The 24,196-nt window shown below is 66.7% G+C and carries 22 protein-coding genes, 1 tRNA gene and 1 pseudogene; 13 read left to right on the forward strand and 11 right to left on the reverse strand.

What is annotated here, in order from left to right; all coding sequences use genetic code 11:
- Positions 1–88: 88 nt before the first annotated feature.
- Both ACHAAC_RS13325 and ACHAAC_RS13330 read left to right on the forward strand, forming a co-directional pair.
- Entirely contained in the window at positions 89–1,657 is a 1,569-nt protein-coding gene (locus ACHAAC_RS13325; protein ID WP_435716769.1) for an alpha/beta hydrolase, read from the forward strand.
- 121 nt (positions 1,658–1,778) lie between these two features.
- On the forward strand, positions 1,779–3,299 hold the full coding sequence (locus tag ACHAAC_RS13330) for a flavin-containing monooxygenase (RefSeq protein WP_435716770.1): 1,521 nt from the start codon (positions 1,779–1,781) through the stop codon (positions 3,297–3,299).
- Between the two features lie 122 nt (positions 3,300–3,421).
- On the opposite strand, the gene ACHAAC_RS13335 is transcribed toward ACHAAC_RS13330, so the two are convergent.
- Positions 3,422–4,033: a TetR/AcrR family transcriptional regulator gene (locus ACHAAC_RS13335; protein ID WP_435716771.1), complete on the reverse strand. Its 612-nt coding sequence runs from the start codon at positions 4,031–4,033 to the stop codon at positions 3,422–3,424.
- A gap of 146 nt (positions 4,034–4,179) precedes the next feature.
- Here ACHAAC_RS13335 and ACHAAC_RS13340 point away from each other — a divergent pair, with 146 nt between their 5' ends.
- The gene (locus tag ACHAAC_RS13340) at positions 4,180–5,199 is read left to right on the forward strand and encodes an aldo/keto reductase (protein WP_435716772.1); all 1,020 of its coding nucleotides are present in this window, start codon (positions 4,180–4,182) and stop codon (positions 5,197–5,199) included.
- Positions 5,200–5,232: 33 nt separating this feature from the next.
- On the opposite strand, the gene bla is transcribed toward ACHAAC_RS13340, so the two are convergent.
- From bla to ACHAAC_RS13355, 3 genes are all read right to left on the reverse strand, one after another.
- Positions 5,233–6,099, reverse strand: a complete 867-nt coding sequence (gene bla, locus ACHAAC_RS13345; RefSeq protein ID WP_435716773.1) for a class A beta-lactamase — start codon at positions 6,097–6,099, stop codon at positions 5,233–5,235.
- Positions 6,100–6,383: 284 nt separating this feature from the next.
- Entirely contained in the window at positions 6,384–7,553 is a 1,170-nt protein-coding gene (locus ACHAAC_RS13350; protein ID WP_435716774.1) for an SGNH/GDSL hydrolase family protein, read from the reverse strand.
- Positions 7,550–8,155: a TetR/AcrR family transcriptional regulator gene (locus ACHAAC_RS13355; protein ID WP_435716775.1), complete on the reverse strand. Its 606-nt coding sequence runs from the start codon at positions 8,153–8,155 to the stop codon at positions 7,550–7,552. The genes ACHAAC_RS13350 and ACHAAC_RS13355 overlap by 4 nt, the downstream gene beginning before the upstream one ends.
- Before the next feature lie 318 nt (positions 8,156–8,473).
- Here ACHAAC_RS13355 and ACHAAC_RS13360 point away from each other — a divergent pair.
- Positions 8,474–8,584: transfer RNA gene (locus tag ACHAAC_RS13360), tRNA-Val, on the forward strand.
- Between the two features lie 261 nt (positions 8,585–8,845).
- Here the strand turns inward: ACHAAC_RS13360 and ACHAAC_RS13365 are convergent.
- From ACHAAC_RS13365 to ACHAAC_RS13375, 3 genes are read right to left on the reverse strand one after another with little or no spacing between them, the layout of a single operon-like run.
- A complete protein-coding gene (locus ACHAAC_RS13365) occupies positions 8,846–9,721 on the reverse strand; it encodes a sugar phosphate isomerase/epimerase family protein (RefSeq protein WP_435716776.1) in 876 nt (291 codons plus the stop codon).
- Positions 9,718–10,518 carry an SDR family NAD(P)-dependent oxidoreductase gene (locus ACHAAC_RS13370; protein WP_435716777.1) on the reverse strand — a complete coding sequence of 267 codons (801 nt, stop codon included), beginning with the start codon at positions 10,516–10,518 and terminating at the stop codon, positions 9,718–9,720. The genes ACHAAC_RS13365 and ACHAAC_RS13370 overlap by 4 nt, the downstream gene beginning before the upstream one ends.
- Positions 10,515–11,315 carry a GntR family transcriptional regulator gene (locus tag ACHAAC_RS13375; protein WP_435716778.1) on the reverse strand — a complete coding sequence of 267 codons (801 nt, stop codon included), beginning with the start codon at positions 11,313–11,315 and terminating at the stop codon, positions 10,515–10,517. The genes ACHAAC_RS13370 and ACHAAC_RS13375 overlap by 4 nt, the downstream gene beginning before the upstream one ends.
- 212 nt (positions 11,316–11,527) lie before the next feature.
- Between ACHAAC_RS13375 and ACHAAC_RS13380 the strand changes: the two genes are divergently transcribed.
- From ACHAAC_RS13380 to ACHAAC_RS13405, 6 genes are read left to right on the forward strand one after another with little or no spacing between them, the layout of a single operon-like run.
- Positions 11,528–12,343, forward strand: coding sequence for an ABC transporter permease (locus ACHAAC_RS13380; RefSeq protein ID WP_435716779.1), 816 nt, complete (start codon positions 11,528–11,530; stop codon positions 12,341–12,343).
- Complete coding sequence (locus tag ACHAAC_RS13385) at positions 12,340–13,170, forward strand: ABC transporter permease (protein ID WP_435716780.1); 831 nt, start codon at positions 12,340–12,342, stop codon at positions 13,168–13,170. The genes ACHAAC_RS13380 and ACHAAC_RS13385 overlap by 4 nt, the downstream gene beginning before the upstream one ends.
- Before the next feature lie 2 nt (positions 13,171–13,172).
- Positions 13,173–14,027, forward strand: a complete 855-nt coding sequence (locus tag ACHAAC_RS13390) for an ABC transporter ATP-binding protein (RefSeq protein WP_435716781.1) — start codon at positions 13,173–13,175, stop codon at positions 14,025–14,027.
- Positions 14,028–14,053: 26 nt separating this feature from the next.
- Complete coding sequence (locus ACHAAC_RS13395; RefSeq protein ID WP_435716782.1) at positions 14,054–15,064, forward strand: ABC transporter substrate-binding protein; 1,011 nt, start codon at positions 14,054–14,056, stop codon at positions 15,062–15,064.
- 40 nt (positions 15,065–15,104) lie between these two features.
- Positions 15,105–17,030, forward strand: coding sequence for a 5-dehydro-2-deoxygluconokinase (gene iolC, locus ACHAAC_RS13400; RefSeq protein ID WP_435716783.1), 1,926 nt, complete (start codon positions 15,105–15,107; stop codon positions 17,028–17,030).
- Positions 17,030–18,001, forward strand: coding sequence for a zinc-dependent alcohol dehydrogenase (locus ACHAAC_RS13405; protein WP_435716784.1), 972 nt, complete (start codon positions 17,030–17,032; stop codon positions 17,999–18,001). Before iolC ends, ACHAAC_RS13405 begins: the two co-directional genes overlap by 1 nt.
- A gap of 363 nt (positions 18,002–18,364) precedes the next feature.
- Here ACHAAC_RS13405 and ACHAAC_RS13410 read toward each other — a convergent pair.
- The 4 genes and pseudogenes from ACHAAC_RS13410 to ACHAAC_RS13425 all read right to left on the reverse strand — a co-directional run.
- Positions 18,365–18,682, reverse strand: a pseudogene (locus ACHAAC_RS13410) (integrase core domain-containing protein); the annotation flags it as partial.
- Positions 18,683–18,813: 131 nt separating this feature from the next.
- Entirely contained in the window at positions 18,814–19,089 is a 276-nt protein-coding gene (locus tag ACHAAC_RS13415; RefSeq protein WP_435716785.1) for a hypothetical protein, read from the reverse strand.
- A 356-nt stretch (positions 19,090–19,445) separates the two neighbouring features.
- Positions 19,446–20,114 (reverse strand): GntR family transcriptional regulator, encoded by a 669-nt coding sequence (locus ACHAAC_RS13420; protein ID WP_435716786.1) that lies wholly within the window; start codon positions 20,112–20,114, stop codon positions 19,446–19,448.
- Between the two features lie 349 nt (positions 20,115–20,463).
- Complete coding sequence (locus ACHAAC_RS13425; protein WP_435716787.1) at positions 20,464–20,856, reverse strand: universal stress protein; 393 nt, start codon at positions 20,854–20,856, stop codon at positions 20,464–20,466.
- Positions 20,857–20,965: 109 nt separating this feature from the next.
- On the opposite strand from ACHAAC_RS13425, the gene ACHAAC_RS13430 reads away from it, so the two are divergent.
- From ACHAAC_RS13430 to ACHAAC_RS13440, 3 genes are read left to right on the forward strand one after another with little or no spacing between them, the layout of a single operon-like run.
- The gene (locus ACHAAC_RS13430) at positions 20,966–21,994 is read left to right on the forward strand and encodes a Bug family tripartite tricarboxylate transporter substrate binding protein (protein ID WP_435716788.1); all 1,029 of its coding nucleotides are present in this window, start codon (positions 20,966–20,968) and stop codon (positions 21,992–21,994) included.
- Positions 21,995–22,034: 40 nt separating this feature from the next.
- Complete coding sequence (locus ACHAAC_RS13435) at positions 22,035–22,511, forward strand: tripartite tricarboxylate transporter TctB family protein (RefSeq protein ID WP_435716789.1); 477 nt, start codon at positions 22,035–22,037, stop codon at positions 22,509–22,511.
- Positions 22,512–22,524: 13 nt separating this feature from the next.
- Positions 22,525–24,072, forward strand: a complete 1,548-nt coding sequence (locus tag ACHAAC_RS13440; RefSeq protein ID WP_435716790.1) for a tripartite tricarboxylate transporter permease — start codon at positions 22,525–22,527, stop codon at positions 24,070–24,072.
- Positions 24,073–24,196: the final 124 nt, after the last annotated feature.

Here is a 24,196-nt window from a genome sequence, read left to right on the forward strand (position 1 = left end):
GCGCGGATGGCCGCTTCGAGAAAGTCCCCATGATCGCCACGTCGCACCGTCTCTCGTGCTCGAGAGGCGTCGAACCAAGGAGAAGAACATGCGAACGCAGCACCGGTACCGGAACGCGCACAGACGCCTTGCGAGAGGAGTCATCGCGGCCATCACCGGAGCACTCCTGCTCGCCGCCTGCACCTCGGCGTCACAGGAGTCAGAAGATAATGCAGAGATCGGTGGCTACCTCGAGCAGTCGCTTGACTGGGACACGTGCGAGGACACCGCGACGAACAGCGTGGACGCCGAGCTGTTCGCGGACCCTGCTCTGGAGTGTGCGTCCGTGGAGGTTCCCATCGACTACGACGAGCCGGACGGCGACAGGGCGCAGATCGCGCTGCTGCGCATTCCCGCGTCGGGTGAAGCCCAAGGGTCCCTGCTGATCAACCCGGGCGGACCTGGGGGCGCCGGCACCAGCTTCGTTGCCGCCAATCTTCCTCTGTGGCAGGACAGCCCCGTCCTCGAGAGCTTCGACATCGTCGGCTTCGACCCGCGCGGAATCGGAGGATCCACCCCGGCGCTGGACTGCTACACCGACGAGGAGTACGACGCAGGGAACGGTCTGCGATTCGGTGCCGTGAACGAGATCGCTGATGCCGAGCAGGCGACGGAGTTCACCGAGCGTTGCATCGACGGTTCCGGCGGTGTGGAGAATGTGGTCAACGCCGGGTCGACCAACGTCGTGCGCGACATGGACCTCATGCGTGAGGTCCTCGGCGACGAGAAGCTGACCTTCCTCGGCTACAGCTACGGGTCCGAGCTCGGCGCGATGTACACCGAGACCTATCCCGAGAATGTCCGTGCTGTCGTGCTCGACGGCGCTGTCTCGCCCGACATGACACCGACGGAGTTGCGGGCTGCCCAGTACGCGGTCCTCCAGGACCGCTTCGACGAGCTCGCCGCGCTCTGTGCAGAATCGCCCGAATGCGTGCTCGGCCTCGATCCCACCGCCGTGAACGACCGCCTGCACGACATTGTCGAGCCGCTCGTCGACTCCCCGGCACAGAGCACGGACGGCCGGGAGGTGAGCATCTGGGATGTCTACAACGGGATCAACGCTGGGCTGTTCTCAGAGGCCAACTGGCCCACGATCATCTCTGCCTTGAGTGAGCTCAAGGAGGGGAACCCCGACGAGATCCTCGCTCTGCGCGACAGCTTCTACAGCCGTACTGCGGACGGCGTCCACACGATCGACCTCGATACGAACACCATCGTGCGTTGCATGGACTGGCCCCGTCTGACACCGCAGGAGAGGACCGACTCCGCACGAGAGCTCGGGGAGATCGCGCCGATGTTCGACCTTGAGGCGCTCACTGGTGGGCAGTACCACCATGAGTGCGAGGCATGGCCCGCACCGCCCACACGCGACGAGCCTTGGCTCGAGGGTGGCACCGACCTGCCCGAGACACTCATCGTGTCCGTCACCGGTGACCCTGGCACTCCGCACGAGGGTGGCATCGCTTTGGCCGAGGCCCTCGGCGGGAGTCTGCTCACGGTCGAGGGCAAGCAGCATGGCGCCTATCTCGTAGGCGGCAACGAGTGCGTCGACCGAGTGGTCAGTGACTACCTGCTCCAGCTCGAGACGCCGCCCGCCGGATCCCGATGCAGCCTCTGATCGCGCCCGCCCAGGAACCGCAGCGAGGCGTCATCGAGAACGTCTCGATGACGCGTGATGGTGACCACCGCCCCCGATGGTGCTCGGAGGGCCGGCAGCCACGACGACACGAGGAGAACCCGTGAACCCCGACAGTCCGACCCACAGCAAGCCGGCTGCAGGCGATGGCCCCCATCGCCTGCACGGCAGTCACACCGATGTCCTGGTGATCGGCGCGGGAATCTCCGGCATAGGTGCCGCCCACCGGTTGCAGGTTGACTTCCCGGAACTCGGATTCGTGGTTCTCGAGGCCCAAGGCAATCAGGGCGGCACGTGGTGGACGCATCGATACCCCGGGGTCCGTTCGGACAGCGACCTGTTCACCTACGGCTATCGACACAAGCCTTGGCGGGGCCCGGCCATTGCGGACGGGGAGGAGATCCTCGACTATCTCGACGAGGTGATCGCCGAGGACGATCTCACCCCACACATCCACTATCACCGCCGAGTCACGGAACTGCGGTGGTCCTCCAGCGACGAGCGATGGACTGCGCAGGTCAGCTGCGTTGACACCGGAGAGCAGCTGCAGGTCACTGCGGACTTCCTCTGGATGTGCCAGGGCTTCTACGATCACGAAACACCACACACGCCAGATTGGCCGGAACTCAAGCGCTTCGGCGGCCCAGTGGTTCATCCGCAGACCTGGCCCTCGGACCTGGATGTCACAGGCAAGCGAGTACTCGTCGTCGGCTCCGGTGCTACCGCGGCGACGCTGGTCCCTGCTCTTGCTCGGGACGCAGAGCACGTCACGATGTTGCAGCGCTCACCGTCCTACTGGTTCCCGCTCCCGACGAAGCACGAGCTGGACGTGCTGCTGGAACCGCTCGGGCTCCCGGCCGAGTGGAGACACGAGATCATGCGCCGCGCCTACGTGCAGCAGCTGGAGACGTTCGCCACCACGAGCCGGGACGATCCAGACTCCATGCGCGAGTTCCTGATGGATGCCATACGGCCGCTGCTGCCGGAGGGCATCGATGTCTCCACGCATTTCATGCCGAAATACCGACCTTGGCAGCAGCGAATAGCGATGGCGCCGGACGGCGACTTCTTCGCCGAGATGAGAAAAGGAACAGCCTCCGTCGTCACCGACACGATCGAGGAGTTCGTCGAAGATGGCGTCCGACTCTCGTCCGGAGATCTTCTGCCCGCGGACGTGGTCGTCACCGCGACAGGCTTCAACCTGGCGGTCTTCGGTAACATCCCCTTCATCGTCGATGGCGCCCAGGTCGACTTCACGACCCGCATCACATGGCGCGGCCTCATGATCAGCGGCATCCCGAACATGGCCTACGCGTTCGGGTACTTCCGCCACAGCTGGACTCTCCGCCTCGACCTGATCCTCGATGTGACCACTCGAATCTTCCATCACATGCGTGAGCAGGGTGCGTCCGTCGTCACACCCACCGTGCGCTCGCAAGACGCGGACATGCGATTGCTGCCCTGGATGCCGGCGGAGAACTTCAACGCCGGCTACGTTCAGCGGTCGCAGCACAAGATGTTCCGCCAAGGCGATCGTGAACCGTGGACGCACATGCACGAGCACGACCACGAGCGAACCGCACTGCCGCAGGCTGATGTCTCAGATGGCCTCGTGTATCGATGAAGAGCGCGTCAGACTCCGCCGGAGAATGCTCATCAGCGTTGCCGCCATCTCCCAGGGCTGCCACGCGGGGGTCTGGCACGCCCTGGTGAGCACGTGACCTGTGGCGCACGTCGTTCGCGCTGTCAGGCCTCGCGCTCGTGTGCGTCGTCGTCCTCGGGTCGGGCGCTCATGCCGGCGACGAGCAGGTGGACGGGGCGTCGAGGGTCGTACCGTGGGTCGTCGCCGGCGTGGATGCACAGGTTGCCGATCGCACGCATCAGCTCGTAGGCGCTGATCCGCGTCGTGAGCTCACCGGCGGCCTCGCTCGCGTCGAGCAGGTCCTCGCAGGCCGGCACGAGCCGCTCGATGAACTCGGCGTGAAGGGCCTCGAACCTGGCCTGGTCGTTGCCCAGGGCAGCTGCTAGACCGTGCTTGGTCGCGAGGAAGTCCACGAAGAGGTCGACCCAGCTCACCAGCGCCGCCAGGGGCGAGGTGTGTCGCGCGAGCAGGCCGGTCCCGGCGTCGGCGCAGGCGGCGATCTGGTGCCGGTAAACGGCGACGATGAGGTCGGCTCGCGTGGGGAAGTGCCGGTAGATGGTGCCCATCCCCACGCCGGCACGCGCGGCGATCTCGCGCACCGGCGCGTCGACCCCCGAGGCGCCGAACACCGCCGCTGCGGCGTCCAGCAGTGCCCTCTCGTTGCGCGCCGCGTCGGAGCGCTTCGCCCTCGACCCTGCACCTGATGTTGCATCCACGATCTCCACCGTCTTCGAGAGCTTGCAAAACGGAGCACTGCTCCGTATTGTTTCATGCGGAACGCCGCTCCGGTTCATTGTGCCAGAGCCTCGCCCCCGGACAGACCGACTGGCCGGGCCCCGACTCGGGAAAGGACTCGAGAACCATGCAGTATCGACCGCTAGGACGCACGGGCGTCCAGATCAGCTCTCTCGCGCTCGGCGCGATGAACTTCGGCCAGATCGGCCGGACCACCCAGGATGAGGTGACCGCCATCGTCGGTGCCGCACTCGACGCGGGGGTCAACGTCGTGGACACTGCCGACGTCTACAGCGGCGGCCAGTCCGAGGAGATGCTCGGCAAGGCGCTGGCCGGTCGTCGCGACGAGGTCGTGCTGGCGACCAAGGCATCCTTGCCGATGGGCCAGGACATCAACCACCGCGGCGGGTCGCGTCGTTGGCTGACCACCGCGGTCGAGGCGAGCCTGCGTCGCCTTGACGTGGATCACATCGATCTGTTCCAGATGCACCGCTGGGACCCCACCACCAGTGACGACGAGACGCTCGCGACACTGACCGACCTGCAGCGAGCGGGCAAGATTCGCTACGCGGGGAGCTCGACGTTCCCGGCCTACCGGATCGTCCAGGCACAGTGGGTGGCCAGCGAGCGTCGCCACACGCGGTACGTCACCGAGCAGCCGGGGTACTCGATCCTCCAACGCGGCGCGGAGGCCCACGTGCTCCCCGTCGCCGAGGAGTACGACATGGGCGTGCTGGTGTGGAGCCCCCTCGCCTCCGGATGGCTGTCCGGCGCAGTGCGCGAGGGCCAGGAGATCGCTACCAGTCGATCGAGCTTCATGACGTCGCGCTTCGACCTCGACGACCCGCAGAATCGCGCCAAGCTGGACGCCGTCGAGAAGCTCGTCGCCGTCGCCGACGATGCCGGGCTCACCCTGATCCAGCTCGCGCTCGGCTTCGTGACGGCCCATCGCGGCGTCACCGCCGCCCTCATCGGACCACGCACGATGGAGCACCTGGACTCCCAGCTCGCCGCAGCCGACATCACGCTGTCCGGCGACGTCCTGGACGCGATCGATGCGATCGTGCCCCCGGGTGTCGACCTCGCGCCCGGTGAGAAGAACGACGCGGCGCCGGCCGTGCTGGAGGCGGTGGCCCGCCGACGTTGAGGCGGACGAGCCCGGTGTCGGTGCTGTCGCACCTCAGAAGTATTGCGACAGCACTGCCCGGGTGACGTCTTCAATGAGGACGTCGTCGTAGGTGTCTTCGGGGTCGTTGCGCTCGGTGAGGACCACCAGGACGATCGGTCCACCCCGTGGAGGCTGGAGGATGGCGACGTCGTTGCGCATCGGCCCCGCGCCCCCGGACTTCTCGGCCACCTCCCATTCGGCCGGCGCGCCGGCGCGGACGAGTGTGTCGCCGGTCGCGTTGCCGCTCATCCAGTCCAGGAAGAGAGCGCGGTCGTCGGCGGCCAACCACTCGCCGGTGATGATGCGCTCCAAGTTGGCGGCCAAGGCGGCGGCGGTGCTGGTGTTGGCTTCCTCGCCGCGCACGACGTCGTTGAGGCCGGGCTCGATATCAACCGGTTGGCTGGTGGAGTCACCGGCGTTCCGGAGAGCGGCTGCGAGGCCCTCGGGTCCTCCGAGGCGCCGGAGCACCAGGTTCATCGCGGTGTTGTCACTCTCCCTCACCGCAGCCTCGGCCAGCTCCTCAAGGCTCAGGCCGGTGTCCACGGAGCGTTCGGTGACCGGTGAGTAGCCGGCCGCCGCCACGTCGTCGGACGTCCACCGGACGAGTTCGGCTCGCTCCTCGGCGCTCGTCGCGTCGAGGAGGGCGGCGGCCGCGTAGGCCTTCATGGTCGAGGCGAAGCCGAACCGCTCGTCCTCGTTGAAGCCCAGGGTGACGTCCTCGTCGACATCGATCAGGGAGACCCCGATCCGTGCGTCGTGCTTGGCCTCGAGCTGCTCGAGCCGGGTCGTGAGATCGTCCTGCGGTGCAGGATCGTCTGCGCCGTCGATGCTCTGAGAGCATCCGGCCAGGACGAGGATGGTGGCGAGGATGATCGCCACAGGCGTCCACCGACGGTCGGACGTGTAGGTGCTGCCGGTGCCTTTCCCGGCGACGAGTCTGTCTGCTGCAGGACGATCAGGGCGTGGAAAGTGGGTCGGGCGGTCGGGCCATCGGGTCCGTCGTCGCTGCGATTCAGTCATCTCGGTTCTCCTCAGCTAGCAGATGTTCGACATGGTCAGGTGGATCGAGGTGAAGGGGCGGCTTGGGCGTTCGACTCGTGAGTCTGCGCTCGGCAAGCCGTCCGAGAGGGAGGCGTTCGGCGTCCGGGCGCGGGGACCGGTGATCAGCCGTGATCGAAGGCGCCCCCGTCGCCGAATGCGACGTTGGCAAATCGCTCGCCGATGAGGACGTGGGTCGCGGCGTCGGGGTGGAGTGCATCCGGCAGCGGGAACTTTGACGCATCGGCGTCGCCGTAGAGGTCCGTTCCGTCGAGATGTCGCAGGGCCGGGTCGGTTGTCGCCCGATGGGCGACGATGCGCTCGAGCTGATCTCGGACGACGCGCAGCGTCAGCTTTCCGGCCGGGACCTCGTCCGGATCGCCGGTCGCTACGAACCGAAGCGTGCCGTCGCTGAAGTCCGGGGCGCACGGACCAGGTGTGCCTTCGTGGATGGGGCAGCCGATGGCGGACACCACCAGGAGGGGGGTGTCGGGGTGGCCCTCGCGGATGGTGTCGAGAAACCCGTGGACTGCCGGCACGAAGGCTCGCAGGCGCATGAGGTCGGTGTTGACGATGTTGATCCCGATCTTGACGCTGATGACGTCGGCCGGAGCGTCTCGCATGGCTCGGGCCGTGAAGGGGTCGAGGAGGGCGCTTCCGCCCAGGCCGAGGTTGACCAGCTCGACTCCTGCACGGGCGGCGGCGACGGCCGGCCACGTGCCAGTGGGATGCGTCGCGTTCGAGCCGTGGCTGATGGAGCTCCCGTGATGGAGCCAAGTGCGACCCGTCGGGCGAGGGGCAGGCTCGACCGTCGCGTCGGTGTGCAGCGCGACGAGCTCGGTCGTCTCGTTGTGGGGGAGCCACACCTCGACGATCTTGTCGGTGGCCGGAAGTCGATCGAACCGCACGGTGCCCGTCGGGCCCTCGGTCGTCCGCGCGGATCCCGCCTGCAGGTCGATGGTCATCGTGCTGCCCTGCGGGACGACCCCCTGCGCGGTCGGTTCGCCGTCGACGAGCAGCTCGTAGATCCCGTCGGGTCGCGCGGGCGCCCCTTCGTAGACCACCTTCGTGGGCCGGGTCTCCAGCTCGATGACCGTCGAGGAGGTGCGAAGGACGAGCCGTACGCCGGACGGTAGTGACTCCGCCATCGCAACCTGGCCGTCCGGCAGCTGGGCGCGAGCATTGGCCGGCAGGCGGTGGGGGAGGATGCCCAGCTCGGTGCGCTCGACGTCGAGCGCACCCCGAAGGAAGTCGGCGGTGATGGGTGTGGCGAACGGGAGTCGGTCGGTGGTCATGGGTCCTGCCCGGAGCGGAGGGGGTGAGGATGAGAAGGTGTGGGCCAATCGTGCAGCAGTGCGTCGAGTGCATCGAGGATGCTCATCCACGATGCCGCGGAGTCGGGCTCGCTGTGGTCGAAGCCGCCGCTGCGCTCGAGGGTGATGTAGCCGTGCAGGAGGCTCCCCACCATGCGTACTGCGTGCGTCTGCTCCGGTTCGGGTAGCTCGTAGCCGCGAAGAGCCGACCGCAGCATGCGCGAGTGTCGCGGTCCGGCGGAGGAGGCGGCGACAGCGGACTCGAGCGGGTGCCTCGCGGCGTCGTAGCGGCCAGGATGCTCCGTGGCGTACCTGCGGTGAACCTCGCCCAGAGCACTCAGTGCCGTCCGACCGGAGCGTCCCGCGAGTGCTTCGTCCCCTTGGTCGGCCAGCTCCTCGAGCGCGATCAGAGCGATCTGTGTCCGAAGGTCCTCAGAGCCTCGTACGTGGGAATAGAGGCTGGCGACCTGGACGCCGAGCCGCCGCGCCAGCGCTGAGATGGTCACCCGCTCGAAGCCGACCTCGTCGGCGAGGTCCGCGCCGGCCCGGGCCACCTTGCCAGTCGTCAGTCCTGCCCTCGCCACGATCTAGGCCGCTCTAGCGTGGCCGACGAGAACAACGTGGTGCCCCTTCTGGGACTCGAGGCTGCTGGCCGGCTCAGAGGGTAGGAGTCGTTCACGTCCCGTGAGGGGAAGGGGCGGCAACCGAGCGGCACCGCTGTGACGAGTCTCGTTGGCGGTCCGCGACCACATCCGGGGCTCGAAGATCCGCATGCACTCACACTAGCAGCGAAACTAACACCATTAGGTTTTGCCTAATGATTGATGCAGGTGTGAAGGGGACAGGGAGTGGGTCAAGGGGGTGTTACGAAGTTGGGATGCGTCGACCCAAGGTTTCAGACCCGCGGGGTGCTCGCTTGGACCTCGGGTCGTCGATTGCCGACCGCCCGGACCTGCGCCTCACACGAGGGTTTCGGCCAGAGGTCACAGGTTCAAATCCTGTCCCCGCTACCACCCGGAGGGCCTTGATCAGCAGACATGCTGATCAGGGCCCTTCGCTTTGCCTTGGCGGTGCCGATCGGGTTGACGTGGTGTTGATGGATCGCGCTCGGCAGGTGCGATCGCTTTGACCGCGGACATGAGTGGATCCGGGCGTCTCTTGCCGGTGGGGCTTGGTCGATGGCGCTGAGTCCAGGCTTCGATTGACGCCCGCGTGTTGGCCCAGTTCGCTCGGTGCGGCCCGGCCCTAGGGATGCTCGTTGCCACCGCCACCGGTCAGTCAATACCCGCTCGGTCGCACGCTGCCTTCAATAGGGCCGAAGCTTGCTCAGCGATGCGGTTGTCCGCACCGAACACGTCTCTCCAGATAGCCAACCCCCCGGCGACCTCCTCGTCCAGCACGGCGGCGCTGAACGCCTCGACGCCGACCCGGCCCCTGTAACCGGCGGCTAGCGCGGCGTCGAGCACCTGCTCTACCGGGGCGGTGCCGTGAGACAACTCCCCACGGTGACTCTGGCCGATCTCGAGGTAGGCCAGCCGTGGCAGCGCGGCCTGCACCGCCTCGGTCGGGTCAGTCTCCTCGATGTTCATGTGGAACGTGTCGAGGTGCAGAGCAAGGCGGTCCGAGCCGGAGGCCTCAAGGAACCGCAGCCCGTCCGCGGCCGTGTTCATCATCGCCGTCTCGTAGCGGTTGACGATCTCGCACGCGACCGTGACTCCCGCGGGAACCGAATCCGCGAGCTCGCCGAGCAGCTCGGCGGTTCGCCGGAACCGTTCGGGCGCGACACGGCCGGCCGGCTTGCCGAGCACTCCGTAGAGCACACCCTGCATCTGGTCACCGCCGAGGTCGGTCGTCATCTCGATCATGTACCGGAGCCGCGCCAGGCCCGCGGCGCGGACGTCAGGGTCGTCGCACGACACGTCCGCTCCGTGAACCTGGTTGCCACTGGTGATCGGGGTAAGCCCACGCTCGGCGAACCACCGCGCCGTGGTCGGCACATCGACGTCTTGGGGCCGTCGCAGCGGGACGATCACGTGCTGGTACCCGAGCTCAGCGGCGCGGTCCAAAACTCCGACCGCGAGCTCCGCGTCCCACCCGGACATAGCCACCGCCGGGTGCAGGCTGAGCCCAGGCCGGCGCGACGTGCTCACGCCACCACCTCGGCGTCGTCGCCGCGCATGCGGTACCCGCCGTCCACCGGTACTTCGGCCCCGGTCACGTAGTCGAACGCCGGTGAGAACATCGCCGCCACGACACGCGCCACGTCCTCAGGGCGGCCCCATCTGCCTTGGGCGGTCCGCCGCAACAGCTGCTGCTCGTCCAGGGTGCCGGCCGCGACTCGCTGCTGAATCACAGGCGTGAGGATCCAGCCGGGCGCCACCGCGTTGACGCTGATCCCGTACGGCCCGCCCTCGACCGCCAGAGCGCGCGTCATGCCGACTAGCCCGGACTTAGCGGTGGCGTACGCGACGCGGTCAGCGAATCCCAACGGCCCGACGAGCGAGGAGACCATCATGATCCGCCCGTACCCGGCCGTCTTCATTTCGGGGATCGCCCGCGCCGAGCACAGAAAAGATCCGCGCGCGTGGACCGCCAGCATTCGGTCGAACTCGACGGCGGGGACCTGTTCGACCGGGAGCAACTCGGGGGTCACGATCCCAGCGTTGTTGACCAGAAGGGCAACGGGACCGAGATCTCGTTCCACGGCGTCGAACACGGCCCCAACCTGGGACTCCTCCGAAACGTCAGCACCGTAGCTGCGCACGACGGCGTCGGTCTCGGCGCCGAGCTGCCGGGCGGCGTCACTCGCCGCCTCGGCATCGAGGTCAACGATGGCGATGCTCGCGCCGTCGCAGGCGAGCCGACGTGCGGTGGCGAGGCCGATGCCGCGCGCGCCACCGGTGACCATGGCGACCCGACCCTCGTGCGTGGCCGCCGGGGCCTTCATCGCCGCTCCGGGGCCGGGACGTGCTCACCGCGCAGGTCATCGCCTACAAGCACCGTCTCGAAGAAGTAGCGACCCGCACGGTACGAGTGTTCGCCGTACTCGATGAACGACGCTTTCGCGTCGAAGACCAGACGCTCGACAGTCATTACCGGGTCTCCGACGCGCTCAAGGAGGGTGACTTCGGACTCGTCCCCACGACGGCAGCCCATTCGCTGTTCGGCGAGATGCGGTAACACGTCCTGGTCGCGAAGGATGTCGTACAGGCCCCGCTGCTCGAGATCTGCCGCACCGAAGGTGACCAGCCCCGCCGGAAGCCAGTTGCGCAGCATCGCGAGCGGCTCCCCGTCGGCGGTGCGGATTCGCCGGATGTACACGAGGTCATCGACGGGCCCACCCGAGCGAGTCGCCAACCGCGGCGGCGGCGACGCCGACCGCTCAAACGCGAGGACCGAGGTGGTCGGTGCGCGATCCGCGGCGGCGAGATCGTCGTAGAGGCTGCCGATCGAGACCCGACGCGGGATGGTGCGTGGCAGGACCACCGTCCCGCGGCCAGGCTTTCGAGTTACGTACCCAGCACTGACGAGCTCGGCTATCGCCTTCTGCAGCGTTGGGCGGCTGATGCCGAGCCGCATGCTGAGGTCGACCTCGTTCTCGATCATGTCCCCCGGCGCGAGCGTCCCATCGACGATCGCGGCCGTTAGTTGCCGGCTGACCTGTCCGTGGATCGGGACCTTGCTTGTGCGGTCGACGACGATCCGGTGCTCGGGTCGCGCCGTCCTGCTGATCCGGGGCGCCATGACTACCACCATCCTTTGGAACATTGTAAGCACATACCTATTCTTTCTTCGTCCCAGGGCCCTCACTCCCTTGATCGCCAGTGCTTTCCCCTATGCAGGCACGAGCCACAGGGCAAAAAGTTTGTCATATCAAACTTGACACCACTGAGTTCGACTGTGAGGCTTGCCACAGCATCTGACGACGTGATGAGCAGGATCGAGGAGGCACGCGCATGGCGGAAACGACGGCCTGGCGGGTCCAAGTGATGCGTCGACGAGCACGCTCGTTCGGTATCGGCGGGGCGATGACGCTGGCACTGCTGGGACTGTGGTGGCTGGCGACTGATGGCACCGAGATGGTTTCCGAGCTGTTCCTGCCCTCTCCTACCGCGGTTGTCGATCGCCTGGTCCAGTACGCATCCGAGCCGTACCAGGGCGAGACCCTCGTCGGGCATGTCTTGGCCAGTGTCCGGATCGTGGTGGTGGGCTGGCTGTTGGCAAGCCTCGTCGGGCTTCCACTCGGGGTGGCGATGGGTTGGAACGAGCGAGTCCGCCAGGCGGTCTCGCCATTGTTCAATCTGCTGCGGCCGATCCCGCCGATCGCGTGGATCCCGCTCGCCATCCTGTGGTTCGGCCTAGGCGATCCTGCGCGGGTGTTCGTGGTCTTCATCGCCGCCGTGGTGCCTTGGGTTCTGAACTCCTACGAGGCGGTGGCGGGCCTGGACAAGCTCTTGGTCCGAGCGAGCAGGACGCTCGGAGCGAGCCCGATGCGGACGTTGGTCGAGATCGTGCTGCCGACCAGCGTGCCCGTGCTCGCCGGCGGTGCCCGGATCGCCCTCGGGAACGCATGGATGACGGTCGTCGCCGCTGAGCTGCTGGGCGCGACGAGAGGTCTCGGCTACGTCGCGCTCACGGCGCGCCAGACGCTGGACTCGGACATCATGCTTGCCGCGATGCTTCTGATCGGGGTTCTGGGAGTGCTCTTCTCCGAGGGGCTGCGAACGCTCGAGCGGGCACTGTCGAAGTGGCGGCCGGAGGTGGACCGATGAGCGCCCTGACTCGCACCGAAACCGTCACCGATCTGACGCCTTCGCGGCGACGCCGGCTCGACCCGCGCACCGCGGTGTTCTCCAGCCTTGGTGTCGTCGCCTTTGTCCTGGTGTGGGCGCTGGCTTCGACCCTGGTCGACAGCTCGACCCTTGCCAGCCCGCTGCAGGTTCTCACACGCTTCGTCGAGCTCACTGTCACCCCGCTCGCGGGCTCAACCCTGGGCGGGCACTCGATCGCGTCCATCGGCAAGTGGGCCGGCGGCTTCCTGATCGCCGCGGCGCTCGGTCTCCCCCTCGGGTACGCCTTCGGGTGGTGGCCGTCCTTCCGCTCGGCGGTCCTCCCCGCGTTCGAGGTCCTGCGGTACATCCCGCCGTTCGCCTGGATACCCCTCACGATCCTCTGGTTCGGCCCCGGGTACGCCGCACAGGCGGCGATCGTCTTCATCGCAGTCCTGCCGCCGGTCGTGCTCAACGCCGAGCTCGGTGTCCGTACGGTCGATCAGCTGGTCATCCGCGCCAGTCGCGTGCTCGGTGCCAGCCGCACGCGCACGCTCGTCGACACCGTCATCCCGGCCAGCGCGCCGTCGTCGGTGGCGGGGCTCCGGATTGCCCTGGGAAACGGCTGGATGGCCCTCATGGGCGCCGAGCTCATCGTCGGCCGCTCTGGGCTGGGGTACGTGATCTTGTCCGGCCAGCAGAGCAACGACTCCACGACGGTGATCGCCGGGATGGTCGCAATAGGTCTGCTGGGCGCGGCCGTGGACCGACTCGTGGTGCTGGCCGCATCACCGTTGACGCGATGGAGAAAGGGACTTGAGGAGCTATGACCATGTCGACCCACGGCCGGAGGCCGCACGTGACGTCCAGCCCGACCTATGACCCCGGACAGGGAACCCCGATCCTGCGCCTGCAGCAGGTCGAGAAGCAGTACGTGACACGGCGCGGAACCGTCGCGGCCGTGCTACCCAGCGATCTCGAGATCGCCAAGGGCGACTTCCTCGGCATCGTCGGCCCGTCCGGATGCGGCAAGTCGACACTGCTGTCGATCATCGCCGGCCTCGACCGGCCAAGCGGGGGTCAGGTCCTCATGCGCGACGAGCCGATGAGTGGCCCGGGACCTGATCGTTGCGTCGTGTTCCAGCGGTTCGCACTCTTCCCCACCAAGACGGTCGCGGGGAACGTGGGGTTCGGGCTTCGGATGGCTGGTGTTCCGAAGGCCGAGCGCAAGCAGCGTGTCAGCAGCCTCATCGAGCAGGTCGGCCTCGACGGATTCGAGAACGCCTACCCTCACGAGCTGTCAGGGGGGATGCAGCAGCGCGTCGCGCTCGCCCGCGCCCTGATCGTGCGCCCTGAGGTTCTGCTGATGGATGAGCCGTTCGGTGCGCTCGACGCCCAGACCCGCATCACGATGCAGGAGGAGATCGCGCGGCTCGCGCGCGAGCTCGACCTCACCGTCCTCCTGGTCACTCACTCCGTGGACGAGGCCGTGTATCTGTGCAACCGGGTGATCGTGATGACCGCGCGCCCGGGAGGGGTCAAGGAGGAGGTCGCGATCGCCAAGGACACCGCATGGAAGCGGGGCACCGTCGACGAGGCCATGTTGGACCCGGAATTCGCCAGTCTGCACTCGGCTATCTGGCGCTCAGTCCGTGAAGAGATGTCGCACAGCACGGCTCGGCCGTGAACGTCAGTCAAACAAAGGAGAAAGCCATGAAACGCTCCGTCCTCGTGATCGCCACTGTCGCCACGGCGACTCTCGGTCTAACGGCATGTGCCGGGGGAGGACCGGACGCCGACTCCGACGTGGTCCGGGTCGCCATCCAGCCAACGGCCACCGGATTCCCGATGTGGCTCGCCGAGAAGCAGGGCTACTACGAGGACAACGGAGTAGAGGTGGACTTCACCTACTACCCGAACGGGGCCGCCATGTCCGAATCGGGCATCACCGGCGCGTGGGACGCCGGAGCGCTGGGCTCGCCCCCGGCGATGACCTCAAGCGACAAGTGGGACCTCGTCGTCACAGGCGCCGACGCCGAGGAGAGTAAGTCGCAGATCATGTGGGGCCGCACCACGGATTTCGAGGGCGAGGACACCGCCGAAGTGCTGCGCGGCGGCGACGTCCTCGTCAAGACCAACTCCACCCAGCACTACTCGATGCTCGCCTGCATGCAATCAATCGGGCTGGACGAGAGCGACGTCAACGTCCTCCCACTTGAAGCGGACGCAATTCCCGGTGCGTTCGAGTCCGGAGAGGGGGTCGCGGCGATGACCTGGCCGCCGTTCGACGCCGCCTTCGTCGACTCGGGCGAGTACATGCCGCTGTGCGACGGTTCGAAGGCCGGTGTGCAGGTCTGGAACATGCTGGCCCTGACCCCGGACTTCGCCGACCAGCGTGCTGAGCTGGCCGGCCAGTGGCTTGCGGCGACGTACGCCGCGAACGACTACATCACCGACAACCCGGACGAGGCGTCGAGCATGCTCGTCGAGTTCTACGACGAGAACGGCATCGAGTCGACCGAGGAGGCCGCCGCGCGCGAGATCGAGCAGCGCACGTGGCCCTCGGCCGCGGACGCGCTCGAGTCGTACCGGAGCGGGGAGATGGCCGACTCGCTCAACGGGCTGTCCGACACCTTCGTCGACCTGGGCGTGTTCGAGTCCGCCCCGGACGTGGACGCCCTGATTGAGGCCGGCACGCCAGCGCTCGAGAGCGCCCAGGACTGAAGCAGAGCCACACCAAACCGCCACCACCGAAAGGGACCTCGTGAAACCCGCAGACCCCACCGTCGCCGATCTCGTGAGCGTCGGACGCATCAGCGTCGACCTCTACGGGGAGCAGGTCGGTTCCGACCTCGGCAGCACGTCAACCTTCCGCCGCTTCGTCGGCGGCAGCGCCGCCAACATCGCGGTCGGGTCCTCCCGGCTCGGCCTCCGGGTCGCGATGTCGGCGCGGGTCGGTGACGACGGGTTCGGCGACTATCTGGTCGCCGAGCTTGATCGCGAGGGGGTCGACACCGCCGGGGTCGTCCGCGATCCCGAGCGCGCCACCGGCACGATCGCACTCGCGATGCACGAGGCACGCGACTTCCCGCGTACCTTCTTGGTCGCCGACCCGGCGGAGTTCGCGCTGGAGGCTTCTGACGTCCGTCCCGAGCAGATCAGGCAGGCGCGGGCCCTCGTGCTGACCGGGACCCTGCTCTCCCGGCCAGGACTCGAGCGGGCCGCGCGCCGGGCGCTCGACTCGGCTCGCGAGGGCGGGACCGCGGTCGTGTTCGACATCGACTACCGCCCGGCCTTCTGGGGAGTGGTCAACCCAACCCGAGGCGAGAATCTGTCGGAGGTCACCCCCGAGGTGACCGAACGGCTCCAGACCGTCCTCGCGGACTGCGACGTCGTCGTCGGCACGCACGCCGAGCTGCGGGCACTCGGGGGCGACCCGGACCTGCTGAGTTCGCTGCGCCGCATCCGCGAGCTGACTGACGCGCTGATCGTCTGCAAGGACGGCGCCGAAGGGTGCCGTGCCTTCGAGGGCGCGATCCCGGCGCGCATCGACGACGCGGTGCGTTCCCCGGGCTTCGCGGTCTCCGTGGTGAATTCCGTCGGTGCTGGAGACGCCTTCATGTCCGGATTCCTGCGCGGCTACTTGCGTGACCAGGACCTGCCGACCTGTCTGCGGTGGGCCAATGCCGCGGGCGCGGTCGTGGTCGGGCGACTGGGATGCTGCGGGGACTCGCCCAGCATGTCCGAGCTGAAGGAGTTCATGACCCGCAGTGCCGGTTCCCTCGCGCCGGTTCGGTCGACCACGCCCGCGCAGTTTCAGACCGCGACACGCTTCCGCGACCGCGAGAAGCTGTTCGTCTTCGCCATCGACCACCGCGGTCACCTGGAGCGACTGGCTCAGCAGGCCGGACGCCCGGTGGCCGACGTCGCGACCTTCAAGGACGTCGTGTTGAACGCCTTCCTCGCCGAACGTGCGGGCGACGAGGGTGCCGGAGTGCTGGTTGATGACACCTACGTCTCGTCCGCGACGCGCGAGCGCATCAACGACTCCGGCGTCTGGAACGCGCGCGCCCTTGAGGTCAGCGGCCGCGCGCCGGTTCAGTTCCATCACGAGCCGGACGTCGCCGGGTTCCTGCGCTCGTGGCCCCGGGACCAGGTGGTCAAGGTCCTGGTCGTTTCCTCCCCCGACCAAGACGCGGTGCTCAGGTTCACCAACCAGGAGCGGCTGCGGACGTTGACCGAGGTGGCCCGCAACCTACGTCGCGACGTGCTGATTGAGATCCTCCCGCCACCTGGCCGGCACAACGGCGCGCGCGAGCTTGTCGGTTTTCTCGACCAGTGGTACTGCGCCGGTGTGCGCCCGAACTGGTGGAAGCTCCCCGCCCTGCGAAGCGCTGAGGAGTGGCACGAGGTCGCGCGGCTCGTCGAAGGTCACGACCCCGACTGCCGCGGGCTGCTCGTACTCGGCGGCGGCACGTCGCGCGAGATGCTCGCCGACCAGTTCGCCGCAGCGCGCGAGGAGCCCGCGGTCAAGGGGTTCGCCGTCGGCAGGCCGATCTTTCACGACGTCGCGGTCGACTGGTTCGCGGGGCGCGTTGACGACGAGCAAGCAGGCAAGCGAATCATCGCGACCTATGACGACGTCATCAGCACGTGGTGCCGAGCACAGTCTGGCGAGCGGGTCCACTGATGAGAGCAGCGGTCTGGACCGGTCCCGGTTTCGCCGAGTGTCGCGACGTCGAGGAACCGGAGCCGGGGCCGGGCGAGGTGCTCGTGGCGCCAGCCTACGCCGGCATCTGCGGTACCGACCTGCACATCTGGGCCGGCCACCACCCCCGGGCGCGGCCTGGCCTCATCCTGGGCCACGAGTTCGTAGGGACGTTGACCCATCCCGCCGGAGAGCTCGGCACAGGCACACCGGTCTTCGTCAACCCTCTGCGGGGCTGCGGCCTCTGCCGCTCGTGTACCGAGGGTGCGGACCACGTGTGCGATCGCGTCCGGCTGACCGGCATCGACGCATCCGGGGGTGCGGCGGAATCGGTTGCGGTGCCCACCGCGAGTCTCGTCCCGCTTCCGCGCGGGGTCGACCTTCGGCCGTTTGGCCTGACCGAGCCGGCGAGCGTGGCTGTGCGGGCAGTCCGCCGGAGCGGCCAGGGCCTGGGCGACCGGGTCCACGTCGTTGGGGCCGGCCCGGTGGGGCTCTTGGTCGCGCTCGCGTCCCGGCTGGCCGGCCCGGCGGAGATCTCCGTCTCCGAGCCGAGCGAGTCGAGGGCCGAGACGGCGAGGAGTTTGGGGTTTGAGGTCCGTGAGGTCGGGGCCGGGGAACGGTTCGACGTCGTCTACGACTGCGCTGCGCACCCCGCCGTCACGGCCACCGTCCTGGGCCGTGTTGCCAGCGGCGGCACGCTGATGCAGGTCGGCCTGCACCGCGACCCCGTCCCTGTCGACCTGCCGGACGTGATGCGTCGGGAGCTGACCGTGCGAGGCACCCACGTCTACCGACCCGCCGACGTGCGAGCGGCGATCGAGCTAATCGCCTCGGCGGTGCTGCCCGCGGACTCGTTGGTGAGCGCGGTGCTGCCGCTCGAGGCCGTGCAAGACGCCTTCACCCGGTTGGCCGCGGGCGGCGAGGTGAAGGTGCTACTGAATGCACGCGCCTAAGCATCCCCGGGCACACGGCATCAGGGGTCCCCAACGTCCATCGCTCGCGAGGACGGCAACTCCACCACTCGCAAGCCTCCCTCAGAGGAAACCGCATCCAGCGAAGAGGTCGTTGACGCAACCTCACCGACCCCCGCCCCTGCAGGCCCCGAAGACCCCACCACGCGAAGGTCCGCAGCAAACAGGGCTGCTGTTGGGAACTTTGACACACTGACCTGCCCCACCGGTTAGGTTCTAGATTCGGTGACCAAGTCGCAGCCTTTTCGGAAGGCAAAGCACCATGCCCCGTGCTTAATCCATAGAGCTTCGGGCTCGCGCTGGTTCGAGCTGGCAAGTTGAACCGTCACGGGTTCTCTGCCGTTCCTATACGGGGCGCGGCTCTCTGTTGAGGGCAGCGTAGTAGGCCTGCTCGTGTTCGGCGGGCGGGATGTGGCCGATCGAGCTGTGCAGGCGGCGGTGGTTCCACCAGTCGACCCAGCCGGCGGTGGCGTACTCGACATCGACGATGGTCTTCAATGGGCCGATGTGGAAGACGTCTGTGGAGATCGCTTCGGTCTTGAACAGGCCGATGATCGATTCCCTCAGGCCGTTGTCATAGGCGTCGCCGACTGTGCCGATCGAGGGTGCGATGCACTCGAGGGCGAGGTGCTCGGTGTAGCGCAGCGACGTGTATTGACTGCCCGCCCGCGTGTTGGGTGCCGGGGCGGTGAAGTCGCGTTCCAGCAGGTCGTTGGCCCGGTGTCCGTCCTTTCCAGCGGTGGTGGTGCGGAGCTTCTTGCCTCGGCGCACACCGTCCATGCCCAGATCGCGCATCAACCGATCCACTGTGCAGTGAGCCACGACCAGCCCTTGGCGCGCAGGTGCGCGGTCATCGTGCGTCGTCCGTAGAGGCCCTCGGGCGTGCCGCGGGTGGCCAGCAGCGCGTCGATCACCAGCGCATCGCTCACGGTCCTGGTCGCGACGGGGCGGTTGGTCTGTCGCCAGGCCCGGTACGTCCGCGCCGCGACCATGCAGTCGTGCTCGCTGAGCACCCTGCATGTCGACTCGACGGCGTGGCCCTCGCTTCGCATGTCCTCGACGAAGGACATGATCAGCGGTTGCGGGGGTCGAGTTCCCCCGCGAAGAAAATCGAGGCCCTGCGCAGGATCTCGTTGTTCTCACGCAGCCGTCTGTTCTCGGCCTGCGGCATGAAGGAGTCGCGGCGGGAGCTCCAACAGACCGAGGGCCTCACGGATCACAAGCCCGGTCGAGTCGGCGCGCGGTGCAGCGAGCAATGTCTGGGCTGTCCCGGCGTCGGCTCTCCACCATGAACGGGATGCTGGAAGAGGGGCGCATGGGCATTCCGACGAGGACGGCCTGCTCGCGCCCAAGAAGCCTTGGTTGCGACGGCCCATCTGGGTGCCCACGACGAGGTGCGAGTCTGATCGTGTCTCGTCTCACGCGGTCAGTCCTGCGACGAGGCTTCGTCGAAGTTCTCTCGGACATCTGTACCCACAGCACGCAGGCGAGGATCTCGCGCGCGTCGATGCGAGGCGCCCTGGATGTGGTCCGAGGTCAGTTGTCGAGCAGCATGTGCGTCGCCGGCCATGACCGCCTGGAGAATGTCCCGATGCTCCTCGTGCAGCTCTTGCGCCACTGCGCGATCCGCGAAGAGCGTCGCCGGTGGCGTGAACCTGGACCACAGTAGCTCCAAGAACTGCACCACCAGGGGTGAACTGTGCTCGTAGATCGCAAAATGGAACTCGCGATTGAGCACGGACATCTCAGCAGGGGTCGTTCCGGGAAGATCGAGAGCGGTGGTCAGTGCGTCAAATGCCCGTTGCACCGCCGCCACGCCATCGGGGGTCATGCGCCCGACCGCCATGTGAGCGGCTTCACCCTCGGCAGCCGAACGCAGCCGATAGAGGTCCATGGCCGTCTCGGGGGTCATTTCACGCACCGAAGCGCCGCGATGCGGCGAGTAGGTGATCACGCCGTCGGCCTCCAGGATCCGCATGGCCTCCCGCACCGGCGTGGGGCTTACGCCGTACCGCTTAGCCAAGAGGGTCTGCTTGATCAGCGCCCCGGGTGTGATGACGCCGTTGGCAACGTCCTCCCGGAGCCGTGCAGCCACATACTCCGTGCGACTCTGCGGAGGAGACGAGTCCCGTGGGGACGTCATGGCGGATCCTCTCGTTCGGCTAGCTCAGAGCACCAACCCTACTGTGCGGTGATAGAAAATTGGCCGTGGACAACAGTCTATGGAGTATGTAACCCGCACAACCGACGCAGGAGGGTGTGGAGATGGGTGCACGGATTGACTATGTCGGTGGCTGAATGGTCGCGGTGGACTCACTTCTACGTGGGCGCGCGACGGCAGCGCCGTCGGAGGCCAAGTCTGCAGGAGTGACCGCGGCGGTCTGAGTCGCGCAACGGCAGGGCGTGGGGCCGGTCGACCCGCACACGCCCTGCCGACGCGAGACTCAGTCGGACTTGACTGCCAGCACCGGACAGGGGGCCTGCAGGAGCACCTTTTGCGCGGTGCTGCCAAGGATGAGCTTGCCGACCGCCGAGCGTCGGCGGAGCCCGATCACCAAGAGCTCGGCGGAGTGCCTCTCGGCGACATCCAGGAGCTCGCTCGCGGTGTCCTGGTGCCCATTCCCTCGCACCATTTCGTGCGGCAGGTCAGACACATCCAGATCGTCGGCCAGAGCCTTCCAGGCGTCGTCTTGGACCCATCGATCGTCCACGTATGCGTCCTGTCGGGACGTATTGACGACGACAATCTTGCACTCTCTCGATCGTGCTTCGGTGCGGGCCTGAATGAGGGCGGCTTCGCCCTCGGGGGTAGGGACATACGCCAACACAACGCTCATGCCAGCTTCCTTTCGGTCGGACGTCGAGAACCCTAGACAACAGTCTATAGAGTATGTACCTTCAAAAGATCAATCTCAGTGGTTGGTCCACAACAGGGAGAATCGCATCATGAAGATCACGAACTCCAGAGCTCTTCGGCGTCGTGCTGCGCACCGGGCGGTCGCTGTCGCGGCGGCTCTCAGCGCCTGCGCGGCCCTGACGGCTTGCTCGGCACTCGGGGGCCAGACCCCCACGGCGGACTACCCGGCCGAAACCATCGAGTTCATCGTGCCGTATGCGCCGGGCGGGAGCGCCGACCCTGTGGCGCGGGAGTTCTCACGCCAGCTTGCCGAGGAAATGGGAACGAGCGTCAACGTCTTCAACAAGCCTGGCGGCGACGAGTCGATCGGTATCAGCGAGGTCGTGGCCGCGGAATCGGACGGCTACACGTTGGGTCTTGCGTCCTCGCCGGGGCTTCTTGCGCAACCCCTCGTCAACGACTCCCTCCAGTACGGGGGGTACGAGGACGTCACGCCGGTCGTGCAGATGACAGACACACCTTTCGTGCTCTTGGTGCCGGCGGACTCCCCGTACGAGAGTGTCGACGACCTCGTCCAGGATGCCAAAGAAAACCCAGGCGAGGTCCGCGTCGGCGTAGCCAACACCATCGGCAACAACGGATTCGCGTTCAACTTCCTCCAGGAGCAGGCAGAGGTGGACATGACGATGATCCCCTCCGCAGGAGGTGCGGGTGAGTCCGCGCTGGCGGCGATGGGCGGCGAGATCGAGGCCCTCATCGCGGCAGGATCGGGCCAGCTGGGTCTCGTCGAGTCCGGTGACCTCCGCGCGCTGGCCTACACCGGCAGCAGCTATGGGGATGTACTTCCCGACGCCGTGTCATTCGAGGAGGCCGGATATGACATCCCGTTCAGTACGGACTACGTCGTCTTCGGTCCTGCTGGCGTCTCCGGTGATGTCCGGGACAAGATCGTGGCCGCTGCGGAGAAGGTCGCCTCCGGTGATGAGTGGGTGAGCTGGACTGAGAAGCAGGGCGACGTGCCCACTGCTGTCGTGGGCGACGAGCTCACGCGGTACCTGACCGAGCAGCGCGAGCGGATCAAGCAGGCCATTGAAACTTCGGATACCAGTGAGGGCTGAATCCCCCGTAGTGGATCCCCGTGTGACAGGAAGGCATCTCATGGAGAGCGTGCGTCATCTCGATCAACGTAGCCAGGGCCGGCTCGTGGTGGGTTTCATGAGTCTCGCTGGTGCGGTCGGCTACATGTGGCAGGCAGGTCAGTTGCCGTTGGGAGATATGCGGTCTCCCGGGCCCGGAATGTATCCCATGGGAGTCGGCGTGCTGTGGATGCTGGCGTCCGCAGTCGTGCTGGGGGAAGCCCTGTTCAGCAAAGCTGATGTCGGTGACGTCGATTTGCCGATAGGACGCGCGCGCCGGCAGGCACTCATCTTCATGGGAACTCTGGTCGTTTTCGTGTTGGTGCTCCCCCTCATTGGATTTCCAATTGCGGCAACACTTTACGCGGTTGCATGCCTGAAATTCTTGGGCGCATTGACGTGGGTGCGTTCGATTGTCTACGGCGTCGCCATGGGCGTCGTAGTGAGTTTCGTCTTCGGGTGGCTTCTGGCAGTGCCGCTCCCAGTGGCCGGCTGGTGAGGGGAGGGACACCATGAATGCCATCGAAGGGCTTCTGTACGGTCTCAGCCTTGCTCTTACCCCCGAACTGCTGCTTGCGGCACTGGTGGGCGCTCTCGCGGGCACCCTGATCGGAGTGCTCCCCGGACTCGGGCCTGTCGCAGGGGCGGCCCTCATCTTGCCGCTCACGTTCGCCTATGAGCCCGTCATCGGGATCATCATCATCGCCGGTGTGTATCTCGGTGCTCAGTACGGCGGATCGATCACTTCGGTACTGCTCAATATTCCGGGGGATGCATCCGCCATCGTGGCAACGTTCGACGGGCACCAGATGGCCAAGTCTGGGCGAGGAGGTGCCGCACTGACGATCATGGCCGTCGGATCGTTCATCGCCGGGCTGATCGGGGTCGCCATCCTGCTCTTGACGATCCCCATCGTTTCGAGTGTGGCTCTGAAGTTCGGAGCCGTTGAGTTTCTTGTCATCACGGCTGGTGGACTTCTGCTTCTTGCGCGAATCACTGGCGGCAGCCTCGGCTCAGGGCTCCTCCCCATGGTCCTCGGCCTTGCTCTGGCAACAGTTGGAACCGAACCGTCATCGAGCGCGAACCGGTTCACCTTCGGGAATCTCGATCTGACACTTGGCGTGGCACTCGCCCCGGTCGCCGTCGGCATCTACGGGATCTCCGAGCTGCTCTACATGATTGAGGAGAAGGACGCACCGAAGGCACCGCTCAGGGTGCGGATGAAAGAACTCCTGCCGACGCGAAGTGAATTTCGACGAGCAGCTGCGCCGTGGGGCAGGGGATCCCTCCTCGGCTTCTTGTTCGGGATCCTTCCTGGCCCGTCAGCGACGCTCTCGACCTTCGCGTCGTACAGGATTGAGAAGGCCATCTCGAAGAAGCCTCAAGAATTCGGCAAGGGAGCCGTCGAAGGGTTGGCTGGTCCCGAGGCCGCCAACAATTCTGCGGCCATTGGCAGCATCGTCCCGGTTCTCATGCTGGGGCTCCCCTTCTCGGCAACCCTCGCGCTCATGATCTCGGCCATGACGGTGCAGGGTATCCAGCCGGGGCCGTTGCTCATCACCCAGCAGCCGGACTTGTTCTGGTCTGTCGTCGCTTCCATCCTCGTGGCCAACGTGATGCTGCTCGTGCTGAACCTTCCGCTGGTGGGTATGTGGGTCAGGGTGCTGCGGACGCCATGGCACTTCCTGATCGCCGGAGTCATGCTGCTTGCCGTCATCGGCGCCTACAGCATCAACAACAACCATCTCGACATCCGAATCATGCTGGTGATGGGCGTCATCGGCTACGTTCTCAGGAAGCTGAACTTCAGCCTTGCCTCGCTACTCGTAGGTTTGGTCCTGGGCCCGCTGGTCGAGAAGTACTTCGTCCAAGTGATGCTTCTGCACGGGGGAAGTCTTGGCGACGCGCTGTCCTCGTCGCCGATAGCTGTCACCATCTTGGTCCTCGTGGGCCTGGGCATGGTGATCGGGCCGGTACTGGATCGGTTGAACAGGCGCCGCAAGCTGCGTGACAGAAGTGATGATGAGGTGGCGAAGTTCGGGGACGTCAACGCATCTTGAGAGCAAGTGCACCGGGTGAGCTCAAGGAGGAAAGCCGCCGACCACCCAAGGAGCACCGGCGCTCGGGCGCCGCGGCGGCGATCCTCCACGTTCCAGGCCACAGGCTCAGGACCGGAACCTGCGC

The organism is Aeromicrobium sp. CF4.19, from assembly GCF_051262555.1.
Classification (GTDB): Bacteria; Actinomycetota; Actinomycetes; order Propionibacteriales; family Nocardioidaceae; genus Aeromicrobium.